At 39.6% G+C, this 12,859-nt stretch carries 11 protein-coding genes and 1 pseudogene; 6 read left to right on the forward strand and 6 right to left on the reverse strand.

The window, feature by feature from the left end; translation table 11 throughout:
- Positions 1–76: 76 nt before the first annotated feature.
- Positions 77–1,042 carry a hypothetical protein gene (locus LK453_RS07180; RefSeq protein WP_201538587.1) on the reverse strand — a complete coding sequence of 322 codons (966 nt, stop codon included), beginning with the start codon at positions 1,040–1,042 and terminating at the stop codon, positions 77–79.
- 527 nt (positions 1,043–1,569) lie between these two features.
- Between LK453_RS07180 and LK453_RS07185 the strand changes: the two genes are divergently transcribed.
- The 5 genes from LK453_RS07185 (at position 1,570) to LK453_RS07205 (ending at position 6,537) form a co-directional block, all read left to right on the forward strand.
- Positions 1,570–2,502: a YagK/YfjJ domain-containing protein gene (locus LK453_RS07185; RefSeq protein WP_201538589.1), complete on the forward strand. Its 933-nt coding sequence runs from the start codon at positions 1,570–1,572 to the stop codon at positions 2,500–2,502.
- A gap of 503 nt (positions 2,503–3,005) precedes the next feature.
- On the forward strand, positions 3,006–3,998 hold the full coding sequence (locus LK453_RS07190; protein ID WP_201542241.1) for a DUF932 domain-containing protein: 993 nt from the start codon (positions 3,006–3,008) through the stop codon (positions 3,996–3,998).
- Between the two features lie 87 nt (positions 3,999–4,085).
- Complete coding sequence (locus LK453_RS07195; protein WP_201542239.1) at positions 4,086–5,123, forward strand: YqaJ viral recombinase family nuclease; 1,038 nt, start codon at positions 4,086–4,088, stop codon at positions 5,121–5,123.
- 101 nt (positions 5,124–5,224) lie between these two features.
- Entirely contained in the window at positions 5,225–6,133 is a 909-nt protein-coding gene (locus tag LK453_RS07200; RefSeq protein ID WP_201542237.1) for a recombination directionality factor, read from the forward strand.
- A 152-nt stretch (positions 6,134–6,285) separates the two neighbouring features.
- Complete coding sequence (locus LK453_RS07205; RefSeq protein WP_201538724.1) at positions 6,286–6,537, forward strand: helix-turn-helix transcriptional regulator; 252 nt, start codon at positions 6,286–6,288, stop codon at positions 6,535–6,537.
- Between the two features lie 278 nt (positions 6,538–6,815).
- Here LK453_RS07205 and LK453_RS07210 read toward each other — a convergent pair whose 3' ends face one another.
- The 4 genes from LK453_RS07210 to LK453_RS07225 all read right to left on the reverse strand — a co-directional run bounded on the left by LK453_RS07210 (position 6,816) and on the right by LK453_RS07225 (position 9,555).
- Positions 6,816–7,013 (reverse strand): recombinase family protein, encoded by a 198-nt coding sequence (locus LK453_RS07210; RefSeq protein ID WP_455566954.1) that lies wholly within the window; start codon positions 7,011–7,013, stop codon positions 6,816–6,818.
- A 375-nt stretch (positions 7,014–7,388) separates the two neighbouring features.
- The gene (locus LK453_RS07215) at positions 7,389–7,670 is read right to left on the reverse strand and encodes a DUF3817 domain-containing protein (RefSeq protein WP_044298025.1); all 282 of its coding nucleotides are present in this window, start codon (positions 7,668–7,670) and stop codon (positions 7,389–7,391) included.
- Positions 7,671–7,992: 322 nt separating this feature from the next.
- Positions 7,993–8,700, reverse strand: a complete 708-nt coding sequence (gene lspA, locus LK453_RS07220; RefSeq protein ID WP_201542369.1) for a signal peptidase II — start codon at positions 8,698–8,700, stop codon at positions 7,993–7,995.
- A gap of 210 nt (positions 8,701–8,910) precedes the next feature.
- Positions 8,911–9,555, reverse strand: coding sequence for a DUF411 domain-containing protein (locus LK453_RS07225; protein ID WP_007394850.1), 645 nt, complete (start codon positions 9,553–9,555; stop codon positions 8,911–8,913).
- A gap of 239 nt (positions 9,556–9,794) precedes the next feature.
- Between LK453_RS07225 and lnt the strand changes: the two genes are divergently transcribed.
- Positions 9,795–11,363: an apolipoprotein N-acyltransferase gene (lnt, locus tag LK453_RS07230; protein WP_227953984.1), complete on the forward strand. Its 1,569-nt coding sequence runs from the start codon at positions 9,795–9,797 to the stop codon at positions 11,361–11,363.
- 140 nt (positions 11,364–11,503) lie between these two features.
- On the opposite strand, the pseudogene LK453_RS07235 reads toward lnt, so the two are convergent.
- Positions 11,504–12,728 (reverse strand): annotated as a pseudogene (locus LK453_RS07235) (IS3 family transposase).
- Positions 12,729–12,859: the final 131 nt, after the last annotated feature.

Here is a 12,859-nt window from a genome sequence, read left to right on the forward strand (position 1 = left end):
AGAGATGATTTTTATTTTAAAGTCTTTTTTTAGTGTACATGATAGTGTACATTAAATTAAAGACTTGAAAACGGTTTCAATATAACTCTTCTCCATTTTCACCCAAGCAATCCCTCTCATAAGCTGTGTTAATTAGGACATCAAGCATGGCAGTTGTTGACAGACCTTTAACCTCCGCTAATTTTTCAAGTCTAGTCTTAGTCATCCGATTTAAAGGCAAGTGATATTGACTCTTGGTTTTACTAGCATCGCGAAACTTTTTTTGACTCCATGCACGCTTCATTTTATCAATGAATAACAATTTCTCAGTTGCCATACAAGACACATAATTAGTGGGATAAATTAGTAAGTATATTGTGTCTAATGAGGATAAGACAATATCTCTGACTACCTCAATGTGACTAATATCGATATTCAGATTATTAATGTAATAACCATTACGTTGTAGATAGTTCTGAGCCCATTCAATTTGATTCTTATCGTTTATATTTAGCCACCTAGTGTAGCTTTCACTCTCTCTATTAGTGTTAAGAAAAGACTTGATATTAGCAAGTATATTCGCTTTACAGTCTAGTGTTGCCGGAACATAACCTTCCGCGGTAACAATGAATAAATTATCTATATAGGAATAAATTGAATCTAAAGGCTGCTTATTCATTTCTAATTTAGAAAAGTGCCAATGTGATCCTAACTCAAGAGCTCTAAGACAAGAGACCTGCCTTCTAAGATCTTTTTTTAGCCAATCAAACTCACTTTCTGGTAATAAATTTGCCTGCATTTGAATGATCTTATCGTCCAGGTATTCTTTTAGATTATCTAAACCAACAAGTCGTTCTTTAAGACCTTCCTTGCGGTTTACATCCTGTATGCCGCTTAAATCGATAAAGTGTAACCCCCTAGAACTTCGACGGTTGCTCTCCATATTTATCAAATAAATGACATGGGAAACCTGTCTATCAGTAAGCCTATCTAAAACCTTTTTTAAGTATTGAAGATTACGTTGCCTTTCTATTAATTGTGGGTCAGAAGATATAATTGTCATTATTAACTCTCATCCATTAAAATTAATATCACTCGTGATATTTCCCTATGATTACTAAGCTATTACAACCACTTTTATAATTTATTGAAAAAGCATTTGTAGTTAATTTAATAGTATATAAATTATCTGGAAGCCTTTGTATATATAGAAGTCTAGGTAAGAATAGATAGTTTATGTCCTTCCTTGTTTACCAATCTAAGATTTTATCCTAAGCGTATGTCCATGTATAGTTATTCATTAACTAAAAACCTATTGTTTGGAGGGAGAGCATAAGGCCAATATTAGAAGTTTTTCAAATATAGAGACGTAACTCCCCTTCTAATTTAACTCCCAAAATACGACACTTTAAGAAATATTGGTTAAGTCATACCGAGACTTTTTTTTATATAAAAATCCGGTTATTAATACTATTAACGTAGTTCTAGGTAGAATCAGAGCATCTATTCCTAACATTTAGTTTTACTTATTAGTAGTAAGAATTTACCTACATGCCTAAGGTTATGAGCACATAATCTAAGGTAAGCAAAATGATCATTTCAAATTTAAGTCATGAGACACTAGTTGCTAGAGTTGACAAGCTCGTGAGTGATATATTGAATCCTGAAAGTGGAATTAGTTTTCAACAAATAAGTGAGCAACTGACACTTTACTATCAGCCAATGACACAACTCTATAATGATGATTTAGAGTATGTTGATTCAATTAAATGGTTTATAGGTAGCTGTTATCTGGTTTGTGGTAGCTATTACCCTGATGAGGTCATTTGGGATGAAGCTATGACTTTTAATTTCTTACAAGCATTAAAACTTTATCAGAATGAATTTGGCACTGCCATTTCAGAGTTTGCTTTTCAAGAACAGCGTAATAGCCAGTCACTTAAAAATTATATGAATCATTTTCTAAACAAGTACGCACGTATACTTATTGTCAGAGTGGATCTCAAGATAAGGTCAAATTATGCACACCTTGTAGATATAGAAACGTTTCAGGACTACATGAGTCAGTTATTAGAACAAATTCAAAAGGACAGAGAAAAAACAAAAAAACAAAATACTTTGTCTCGTAATGATAAAGGCTGTTTTGAGGACTTAAGAGGTTATGCTTGGGCGATTGAACAAGGGGTTATTAATGGTGGTCTTCATTGTCATCTGCTATTGATATATAACGGTGATAAGCGGCAAGCAGACTGGTTCATAGGTGAGAGAGTTGCTGAGTACTGGCTTCAAATAACTGGTAATTTAGGTTGGTATCATAATTGCAATACGCAAGACATTAAGGAGTTTCACAGAAGACAAGGGACGCTAGGTGTCGGTATGATTAGAAGGAATAGTGAATTAGATGTAAGAAATGCTCTTAATACTGCGCTCTATTTAACCAGACCTGATAAGTATGAACAACGTTTAAAAGCGTGGCCACCGAATATGCGTAGCTTTGGACGTGGAATTATGCCAAAGGCTTAATAATATTTTTTATTAATAAAGGCTATATTAAAGAATTTTGAAATACATACTACATTCATGAGATCTAGCGTTAATCACTTAACGCTTATCCAATAACCAAACTTATGAGCATCATTTAGGTCTGCAATAGCAGACCTTTTTTATGCCCTAAACTTAAGGAGCTCTTATGAAACAAGTATGTCCACATTGTCAGTCAGCTGACGTATATGAGATGACTGGCTATAGCGACCTATTGAAAGATGGGATCGCATCCCCTGCAATACTTATTCCGTTAAGTATCAGCCTATGTCGGTCACTTAACATTAACCCTGGTATTGGCGTTGTAGTTGGTAGCGCCTTAGTCGCTGTCATTAAGCAAGTTCGACCAGAGCAATCATCAATCCCTTTATTAAACACATCACAATACCGATGTAATCATTGTTCGTACGTTTTTCATAGATTCAATTAATCAACTATTTAACTAACACGTTAGTTATCAATCACTTACTTAAGGAAATAATTTTATGGCACATTTAATAGAAAGCATGGCTTATGTTGGTCAAACCCCTTGGCATGGCTTAGGTAATCAGTTACCTAAAAACCAGCCACTTGAGGTGTGGGCTAAAAAAGCTGGTATGGATTGGCGTATTGAATCATCTGATGTCAGCTATATGGCAACTAATGACAGAGGTCAAAGCATCATCATGCCTTATGAAAATAACAAAGTGCTTTATCGTAGTGATACCTTAGAGGCATTATCAGTGGTCAGCCAAAGGTATCAAGAGGTTCAGCCTGAGGAGATACTAGAGTTTTATCGTGACTTAACTGAGCAAGCAGACTTTGAGCTTGAAACAGCAGGAGTGCTTAAAGGTGGGCGCAAGCTATGGGCATTAGCCCGTACAGGCCAGTCAGCGACACTTAGAGGCGGTGATGTCAGTCATGGCTATCTGTTACTAGCAACCGCTTGTGATGGCACTCTAGCGACCACAGCGCAGTTCACCAATATTCGAGTGGTATGTAATAACACATTAGCCATTAGCCTAGCTGATGGTAGTGGTGGTGTAGTTAAAGTGCCACACAGTACTGCATTTGATGGAGAGAAGGTAAAACGTCAGTTGGGCGTGTCTGTGAGTCAATGGGATGAGTTTAACTATGAGATGAAGCAGTTAACCAATCGACGAGTTACCCAAGCAGAAGCTGCCAGTTACTTTAACCGTGTATTTAATGATACTGATGATGGCATCATTTTATTCAACACAGCCAAGCAACAAAAAGAGGCTGTGCCTAATGCACGAGCCATGAACCAAGTAATGAGCATGTTCAACGGCCAAGGTCGGGGTGCAGATTTAGCCTCGGCTAAAGATACTGCTTATGGACTGCTATCAGCTATAACTGAATATGTGGATCATGAGCGAAGAGCCATGTCGCAAGATCATAGGCTTGACGCAGCTTGGTTTGGTGCAGGTGCCAACCTAAAAAATAAGGCTAAGCAAGAAGCGTTATGCTTAATAGCCTAACTTTACTCAACATACAACAACACTAAACCACGCCTTAGAGCGTGGTTTTTTATGCCTTTAATTTTAACAATCATTAAGGAGTCTACAATGACTACACTTGCATTAAATAATCAAAATGAGCTAACTAAAGCCCATGCTGTTAAAGCCAGCACAACTGCCAAAAGGTTGGTTAATACTAAAAACTTAAGTCATGATGAATGGCTTAAGATTCGTAAGCAGGGCATAGGTAGTAGTGATGCCGCTGTTGCCTGTGGTATCCACCCATATTTATCTATGCTTGAGCTGTGGATGATTAAGACAGGTCGTATTGATTCAAATATGGATGAAGGTAGTGATGGCTACTCCCCACTTTACTGGGGTAATCAGTTAGAGCCTTTGGTTGCTAAGTATTACAGTGAAAATACAGGCAATAAGGTGCGCCGAGTCAATGCCGTCTTACAACACCCTAACCCTGATAAGCACTTTATGTTAGCTAACTTAGACTATGCGGTAGTTGGCACAGAGGAGGTGCAAGTACTTGAATGTAAGACAGTAGGAGAGCATGGCGCTAGGCTTTGGAAAGATGGCGTACCATTATACGTTGCTTGCCAAGTCCAACATCAATTGGCAGTGACAGGTAAACAGGCGGCTCATATCTGTGTTCTGCTATGTGGCCATGAAACAAAGCTATTCAAAGTTGAGCGTGATGAACGACTTATCGCCAGCATCATCGAGCATGAGCGTTTATTTTGGCAATACGTTGAATCAGATACACCACCCAATCCTGATCACAGCGCATCAGCAGCCAAAGCACTCAAGCTACTTTACCCAATACCTGAACCTGCCAGTAAGCTTGACTTGAGTGAAAATGAAGGTGCCAATAAGCTTTTTGAGGAGTTACTGAGTTATCGTGACTATATGAGCGAGCTTGAGCAGCGGCATGACCAGGTCAAGCATCAACTACAGGCATTAATCAAAGACAATGAAGTGGCTGTATTCGATAAAGGCAGCATTTCATGGAAGCGATCAAAAGACAGCACAACCCTTGATAGCAAGGCACTGCTGAAAGCTAAGCCTGAGCTGCTAAAGCAATTTAGTAAAACCCGTCAAGGTAGCCGTCGCTTTTTAGTCAACACCAATACTTAATAAACGCAGAGCAAGCCCACCATAAAGGTGGGCTTTTTTATGGCGTTAATTTTTAACAACCACTGCATAAATAAACAATAAACAAATCCAAGGAGTACATCATGATTAAAGGTCTAATTATCACCCCACCAGTTTTAGGGCGTATCAGTATAGGCGGCACCATTGAGAAAAATGGCAAACGCCTGCCTACGAAAGATGACCAGTTCACCATAACTAGCCAAGTACAAGGTAAGGAGGGCTGGATCAATCATCCGCTTGATGCCAAGTTTAGACAGCTAAGTGACGGTAAGCTACGCAAGATACCAGTACGTATGTTGTTTAATGAGCCTGAGCTAAATCTTAGAGCAGAATACACTTTGTTTGATCGTCAAACAGGTCGCCCTGTTTGCGTTGGTGATGGGGAGAGCTGTAAAAGGCGCACTCAGCAAGGTGTTGAAACGCATCCTTGTCCATCCCCTGAAATTTGCCCATTAGCCAAAGGTGGTGCTTGTAAGCCTTATGGCAGACTGTATGTCAATATTAGTGAAGACGATGAGTTAGGTAGCTTTGTATTTAGAACCACAGGCTTTAATAGTATTCGCACGTTGGCGGCTAGGCTTAATTACTTCTCAGCGGTATCTAACAATAAGCTGTCTTGCTTGCCACTGCAGCTAACTCTACGTGGTAAAAGCACGACGCAAAGCTATCGGACGCCAATTTACTATGTAGATTTAACATTGGAAGATGGGGTTAGTATCTTACAAGCGGTTGAACAAGCACAGGCGATGGATAATGAGCTTAAAAGCTATGGCTTTAATCAACATGCCTTAGATGCTGCTGCTAAACAAGGCTATGGCAATTCAGAGCTAGGCTTCGCTGATGAAGATACTGTTGGTGTCGTTGATGAGTTTTATCCAGAAGAAAGCGATAGTAATGACTTTGAAGTGAAAACCCAAAGCAAGGTTCAGGATGTGGTTCAGTTTGCTGATATTGCAAACGGCTTAAGGCAGAGCGTGTCGAGCGTGAATTAACATCTGTCGCTTTTCAGAGCATAAGAAAGGAGCTGAACTTCAGCTCCTTTTTTTGTGTCATAGCGAAAAGCAGTATGAGATGCAGTAAAAAAATATAGGACTCGATAAGTATATGAGACGAAAAGCTCTCATTCACTTATAAGGAGCAAATCATGGAAAATCTAAGAACCACAAAGTCAACAGTTGAGCAATGTAATCATATCCCACAGCTACTAAACATTAAGCATGTAATAGAGTACACAGGCTTAAGTCGCTCGAGCATATATGAAATGATCAATGAAGACTCTGATCGTTATGACCCAACCTTCCCCAAGAAAGTACAGCTAAGCAAAGTGAGGGTAGCATGGGTTGCTAGTGAGGTAGCTGAGTGGATTAATAGTAAGATTGATCAGCGTATGGTGTAAGCGTTAAACCGTCTTGCTTGAAAGTGGGGCGGTTTATTTTTTTTGTGACTAGGTGAGTTTCTGGATAGTTTCCTATATGGCAAGATTATAGGAATGATTAAAAACCTGTTTTTTAGGTAATAGTATGTTTTTCAAATAGCCTAATTATAGACTCTTGAGGCAACTCAAAAGCCTATAAACTTGGGAAATGGGCAAACAATAATATTGAGAGCGATTAAGAAATTAACAAAAAATAAGCGAGTTGCTAATGCAGGCTATACCGATAGTGTCTAATAACTTTACTTATATAGACCAAATGAGGCATCATCAATGAGCTGCATGAGTTGTGGACGTTCTAGCATCGCTCCTGATCCGTTCTCAGTATAGAATGCTGCGATTTTATGGCCATGCTCTCTAGCAAATACAATAAGCTCATCTTTAGCGCGATTGGCGTCTTGATCTTTAGTTGAGGCACGAAGGTAGGCTCTAATAAACATAAACACCCAAAATAGTCTGTTATAAGTGGTTCCATTGTAACAGTCTATTTTAGGTGGTCTATTAATATTTTATAAGGCGTTTTTAGGTGGCTCCACTAGGGTATACCCTACGATAACAGGAAAGCCATCGCGGATGACAAAACCTGTTTAGCTTTTAAACAAAACGGGTTTGTCGATAGTATGTAAGATAAGTTCGAAAAGTAACTGGAGTGTGAGACTATTCATACTGGGTCTGAATTAAAGTTTTATTGTGATTAATTTCTGCTCAATGTTATTCATTTGTCGCCACGATGAGTGATGGCGGCTTGTGATTTAGTTAGGAAAAATAATCTTGAGTAATAAGATACGTTTGTGGCATTTATAGCAGAGCTTGTTCTAGGCTTCTTTACTTACATTTTCCTGCAAGTTCTTTTTTAGTAAATGATCGAATATAAATGGGCCAAAAGGTAAGAGTGAGCCGAGTACGCCCGCAGGTATTGCCCAAAGAGGCATTTTCATTTTGATAGCTGAGCCTATAAGTATTATGATATAGGTAATAAACAACATACCGTGTGCCATACCGATGTATTTCACACCTTCTGGAATGTCCATCATATATTTTAGTGGCATGGCGATGAAGAGCAATAATAAGAAAGAGGTGCCTTCTAGATAGCCTATGTAAGACTTTTTAACGCTGTCTCTTGTTTTTTTCTAAGGCTGTGAATTTTTTCAATAGTTGGCTGAGTCTGTGACACTGTATTTTCCTTTTGTTATTATCAATAAAGAATTTATGGATTATTCAATGTCTCTATAATAATGGCTCTACGCAGAGCTTTTAAGTATTGAGTTTTAAGACCTAAAATGAGTGAGTACCTATACCAGTCATACATTACCTTCCAGTTCACATTTTATAAACATACTCAAGTATAAAAAGTATTTTTCCGTATAGAGTGAATACGACGCTAGTTCATTTTGTTTGTGATAATCGGCATCAATGTGCTTATTTATTACGCTTACTTTCTAAAAATATCATGTCAATTATAATCAATGCGACACCGACACAGACACCTATATCTGCAACATTGAAAATAGGATAATTCCAGACATCAGCATAATGCACATGGATAAAGTCAACCACTTTACCAATTCTTAAACGATCGATTAAGTTGCCAATCGCACCACCAAGCATTAAGGCCAACCCCATAGATAATAGCTTGGCTGCACGTGGCGCTTTGATTAAATAAACCGTTAAAAAGATAGCCATTACAAAAGCTAAGCCTGAGAAAAACCATTTCTGCCAACCGCCAGCGTTGGCTAAAAAGCTAAATGCTGCCCCATAGTTATAAGCGAGTGTCCAGTTGAGAAATGGTTCAATGACCGGTACGGGGTCATTGAACGCTAATGTGGTTTGGGCCAACCACTTAGTCCATTGATCAAGTATTAATACCATTATCGCCAACAAATACCAGATAAAAGCGCGACTGCCATTGGCAACCATTTTTGGCATTTTGTCCAACTTATCTTTAGGTGTTATTAAGTTGCCTGAAGTCACGTACATAGCTTTAGGCGTATGATTTATGGTTTTAGAGTCAATCGATTGATGAGTACTACTCACAGCTATAGGTACCTTCTTGTCAGCAATATTAGTACTAGCCGATTCAACGCTATTCAATTTAGTACTATCTAATCTGTCGGTAGATTCAGTCATAGTTGTTTCCTTTATCTATGTTTATACAATGAACAATGTTAAACGTATATGTTTTTGGTATACGATTATTAATCGCGCCACTTTCATAAACGGCTCCACTTACCGCTCTGGTATTATGAAAGGGGCTGTCCTAGATAAGTAAAATTATTTAGGACAGCCCCTACTTTTAACGCTAACACTATAATCAAAGTATTCTTAACTGCTAACACACTATAATTGCTGCTCTACCGATTCAATATCAGCATAAACTTGGGTTGTCCCGTCTTTATTGAGCTGCATAACCTGATAGGGCATGAATTTATTTTGATACTCCATACCTGGGCTACCAATAGGCATGCCAGGTACGGCAAGACCCATAGCTTGTACTGGCGGATTTTCTAAAAACTGCGCCATATATTTAGCGGGTACATGACCTTCAAAGACGTAACCATCCGTAGTGACTACAGTATGGCAAGAACGCATTTCATTTGGAACGCTGTAGCGCTCTTTAAATACGGCTAAGTCCGCAACATCTTGCGCGGTTGCACTTAGACCATTATCTTCTGCATGACTTATCCATTCTTTACAGCAGCCGCAATTGGCATCTTTATAGACAGTGGCTGATACGTTTTTTAGTAAGTCTGGTTTACTTACTGATGTCATCATAGAATTATTTATAACGTTTGGTTCAGCTGTCTTTGGAACAGCCAAAACATCTTCAGTTGATGCCGATGTTGTGCTTGCATCAGATACGCCACTACTCGGTTGGCTACAAGCAAATAGTGATGAGGCAGCCAGTAATAATAACGTACTACGCAACCCCTTAGACAGATAACGATTGCATATAAGACTGGATTTTATTTTTAAGGGGGGCATAGTGCTTTCTCATGTACTGTAGATATTGTGAGCTATAGAAGATCAAGTAACACTTCATATCGTTTGGTAATGTAGCATAATAACCCATTAAACGGAGTACGTAAATTCATCCATTGAGCAGTGCAGGCTGGTATCATAAGCAGTTTTTATTTTAAAATACTGCCTGTAGTATTAACGGCTCTATCTAAGTTTTGGATTTTGATTAAAAATTCAAGGCTCATAATTTTGGATAATTTGCGATGCGCCTGTCTACTATTAATCTACAAAAGCGTTTGAGTACTCACTTAAATCAATTACCGCTATCGCTTACGCTAGTAGCAGCATGGCTTGCAGGAGCTATTTTTTTATTTTCGCTAGCGCCTTATGGGTTTTGGCCGCTAGCAATAGTATCACCAGCGATTTTATATGCGCTGTTGGTGACAAGTATGAGTGGTCGTCGCGCTTTTATTATCGGTGAAGCTTACGGTATGGGGCTATGGTGCGTCGGCGGCTTTTGGCTCTATACTGCTATCCATGATTATAGCGATACACCAACGTGGCTCGCATTGATTATGATTGCATTGATGGGTCTCGGTATGGGACTATTTCATGGATTGTTAGCACTAGTCTTTAACCGTATGGTAGGCAAACAACCCTTTTCATTTGCTGCTCTTTGGGTGCTACAAGAATGGTTAAAAACTTGGTTATTCACAGGCTTTCCGTGGCTGTTTGTTGGTTATGCATTTACTGAAGAGTATTGGTTATCGTCCTTAGCACCCGTTGCTGGTGTTTTTTCCGTCTCTTTTGTTGCCATACTATTGGCTGCAAGTTTAGTAGAGCTACTGCTTCGGCGCAGTAGTTATGCCATCGTTTCTGTACTGTTATTAGCCATTAGCACATCATTATGGCTGGTCAATCCGCAATGGACAAAACCTAAGGGCACACCTGATCTGTCAGTGTCATTGATTCAAGGTAATATTTCACAAGATATAAAGTGGCTGACTAAGTATCAAGTAGAAACGCTAAAGATTTATGCGAAGTTAACACGCACTGAGTGGGGACGTGATGTTGTGGTGTGGCCTGAATCATCTATTCCTATGTTTCAGGATGAGGCTGCGGGCTTTATTAGTGAAATGATAGAAATGGCTAATGTGACCAATACGACATGGATAACTGGTATCCCTTATAAGGATAAAGCGGCATTCAATGCCAGTACGGATAAGTATCCCCCATTTTACAATAGCGTGATTGCTCGAGGTGTAGAAGCGGAAGGCCTATACAAGAAGCAGCGTCTAGTGCCTTTTGGAGAGTATATTCCATTTGAAGGCGTGCTCGATATTTTCCCAAGTTTGGCCGGTAGTCAGGATATTAAGAGCTATAGTCGTGGTAGTGATCAGCAGTCACCTCTAAAGGTGCGTGGACACAATATAGGGACGGCTATCTGTTATGAGGTAGCTTATCCAGATACCACGCGTAAAAATGCCATCGATACTGAATTTTTGTTGACCGTCTCTAACGATGCCTGGTTTGGCACTTCAGCAGGACCATTGCAACATTTGCAAATGGTACAAATGCGCGCGCTTGAGAACGGGCGCTGGTTTATTCGAGCGACCAATACTGGTGTTACCGCTATCATTAACCATAAAGGTCGTATTGTAAAACGCGCACCGCAGTTTGAGCGTACTGTACTACGTGGTGAGATACAGGCACGGGTTGGTAACACGCCCTTTATGCTTATGGGAAATTATCCTATCTTGATAATAATAACCTTGTTATTACTACTAAGCTATTTTGGCAAAGGTCTAACCACACTTAGAAGACGAGGGTAATAGTAAACTTAATCATAATAATTTAATCAGTGTAAGTTTTTTATTTTTTCTAGGTAACGTCCTAACGCACGTAAATATAAAAGTTTTAAACTATTGACCCCTGCCGTCAAATCCGTATACATAAACTTGGGAGATTTTAATTACGCAGCTTGACGATAATAATCAAACCACACCTGTCTTGGCGATTGATAGCCCAAACCCTTTTGAATCCTCGTCTGATTGTAGTACAGCTCGATATAACTGATAATATCATTGATGGCTGTGAACCTTGTTTTATAGTCTTGATGATATACCAGCTCATTCTTTAATGTGCCCCAGAAGCTTTCTATCGGAGCGTTATCGAAACAGTTGCCTTTGCCGCTCATTGAGCCTATAAATTGATGCTGCTTAATGGTCTTGTGGTAGGCGTGACTGCAATACTGACTGCCTCTGTCTGAATGAACGATTAGCCCTTTGCTTGGACGTTTATTCTTGATGGCCATATTTAGTGCTTTGCAAACTAAATCTGCGGTCATACGCTTGTTAATAGCGTAACCGACAAGCTCTTTGGTGTATAAGTCTTTGACCCCTGCTAAGTACAGCCAACCCTCATTCGTCCAGATATAGGTGATGTCGCTGACCCACGACTCGTTAGGGCGCTTAGCATCAAACTTCTGATCCAGTACGTTTGGATAGACCAGCTTGTTGTGATTGGAGTCGGTGGTGACTTTAAAGCGCTTATGACTACGACATTTAATGCCGTGTTGCTCTTTGATGCTTCTTACCATATACAGGCTAATGTTATGGCCTTGCTCGCTTAGATGAGCATGCAGTCGATCTGCGCCATAACGTTCTTTCGTTTCATTGTGAGCCGCTTTAACCAGTAATTCAGACTGGTTGCGATGTATCTGTTGGTCGCTGAGATCACGACTTAGCCAGTCGTAATAGCTTGATGGCTTAACCCTTAACACTCGGCACATAGTGGTGATGCGAAAGAGGAACTGGTTGTCTTTGATAAAGGCGTACCTGACTAACTGTTTCTCGCGAAGTACGCCGTCGCCAACTCGAGCATAGCTCTCCCCTTGCGTCGGGGCGAAGCAGTGCTTCGCTTTATCCCTCCTCATTTAGTATTTCGCGTTCCTCTTCGGCAACTTTAAGCTGTCGCTTTAGGCGTTTTACCTCTTCAAGCGCACTCATAAGTTCAGGGTCATACTGCTTTGTTCCTACAAGCTTGCCTTGATTAGCTTTGTTCTGCCAGTTGGATAGCGTTTGCATGGCGATGCCAAGTTGCTTTGCGGTCGCTGAAATATTGCCGTTGTTATCCGCTATCTTCTTGACGGCTTCAGCTTTAAATTCGTCACTGTAGGTTCTTACTTTCTTGGTCATGGTAAACTCCTGTCAATACGCTTAGTTTACCAAGTTTATCTCTACGGTTTCTTCAGCATAGCTCACCATGATTTTGTATCCCTTAATAGTATATTGTAGTATGTTGTATATAATATAACCCCAGTTCGGGA

It is taken from the genome of Psychrobacter sanguinis, from assembly GCF_020736705.1.
In the GTDB taxonomy this organism is placed as follows: Bacteria; Pseudomonadota; Gammaproteobacteria; order Pseudomonadales; family Moraxellaceae; genus Psychrobacter; species Psychrobacter sanguinis.

What these genes read in the sequence shown, in the direction of transcription:
- LK453_RS07190 (WP_201542241.1), top strand. Translation starts at nt 3,006, where the DNA reads ATGGCACATTTAATAGAAAGCATGGCTTATGTTGGTCAAACCCCTTGG.
- LK453_RS07180 (WP_201538587.1), bottom strand. Translation starts at nt 1,042, where the DNA reads ATGACAATTATATCTTCTGACCCACAATTAATAGAAAGGCAACGTAAT.
- LK453_RS07195 (WP_201542239.1), top strand. Translation starts at nt 4,086, where the DNA reads ATGACTACACTTGCATTAAATAATCAAAATGAGCTAACTAAAGCCCAT.
- lnt (WP_227953984.1), top strand. Translation starts at nt 9,795, where the DNA reads ATGCGCCTGTCTACTATTAATCTACAAAAGCGTTTGAGTACTCACTTA.
- LK453_RS07210 (WP_455566954.1), bottom strand. Translation starts at nt 7,013, where the DNA reads ATGTTTATTAGAGCCTACCTTCGTGCCTCAACTAAAGATCAAGACGCC.
- lspA (WP_201542369.1), bottom strand. Translation starts at nt 8,700, where the DNA reads ATGACTGAATCTACCGACAGATTAGATAGTACTAAATTGAATAGCGTT.
- LK453_RS07200 (WP_201542237.1), top strand. Translation starts at nt 5,225, where the DNA reads ATGATTAAAGGTCTAATTATCACCCCACCAGTTTTAGGGCGTATCAGT.
- LK453_RS07225 (WP_007394850.1), bottom strand. Translation starts at nt 9,555, where the DNA reads ATGCCCCCCTTAAAAATAAAATCCAGTCTTATATGCAATCGTTATCTG.
- LK453_RS07205 (WP_201538724.1), top strand. Translation starts at nt 6,286, where the DNA reads ATGGAAAATCTAAGAACCACAAAGTCAACAGTTGAGCAATGTAATCAT.
- LK453_RS07185 (WP_201538589.1), top strand. Translation starts at nt 1,570, where the DNA reads ATGATCATTTCAAATTTAAGTCATGAGACACTAGTTGCTAGAGTTGAC.